The following is a 610-nucleotide window of genomic DNA, read 5'->3' as shown; positions in this document are numbered from 1 at the left end:
GCCGGGGCGGGCTCGGGCTCGGCCGGGGCGGGAGCCTCGGCGTCGCTCTCGGCGTCCACCGACGGGGTCGCCTCGTCAGTGGCCTCGGTCTCGGCGGCCTGGACCTCGGGGGCCTCCTCGGCGGGAGCCTCGGGCTCGGACGCCGACGCGGCTCCGGAGCCGTCTCCGATGCGCACCAGCTCGGCGCCGACCTCGACGGTCTCGTCCTCCTGGACGAGGATCTCCTCGATCACTCCCGCGACGGGCGACGGGATCTCGGTGTCGACCTTGTCGGTCGAGACCTCGAGCAGGGGCTCGTCCACCTCGACGCGGTCCCCGACGTTCTTCAGCCAGCGGGTGACCGTTCCTTCCGTGACACTCTCTCCGAGTGCCGGGAGGCTGACGGATTCGCTCATGAGCCTGTCTCCTTAAGACGCTTGTGTTTCGATGTCCAGCTTACTGATGCGGAAGCGGCGGGTCGCCGCACCGCAGTAGTTCTACAGGGCGTGCAGCGGCTTCCCGGCCAGAGCGAGGTGCGCCTCGCCGAGCGCCTCGTTCTGAGTGGGGTGCGCGTGCACGAGGGGCGCGACGTCCTCGGGGTGCGCCTCCCAGTTCACGATGAGCTGAGCCT

1 protein-coding gene is annotated in these 610 nt (G+C 70.5%); it reads right to left on the bottom strand.

Features of this window, described 5'->3' with window-relative positions:
* Window positions 1-395 (bottom strand): biotin/lipoyl-containing protein (locus C5C82_RS17215; RefSeq protein ID WP_308471467.1); only part of this gene is annotated, 395 nt, incomplete at its 3' end.
* Window positions 396-610: the final 215 nt, after the last annotated feature.

It is taken from the genome of Rathayibacter sp. AY1D5, assembly GCF_002932515.1.
Lineage (GTDB): Bacteria > Actinomycetota > Actinomycetes > Actinomycetales > Microbacteriaceae > Rathayibacter.
Note: the sequence above shows the minus strand (reverse complement) of the source record. Positions and strands in the feature narration are given on the sequence as shown.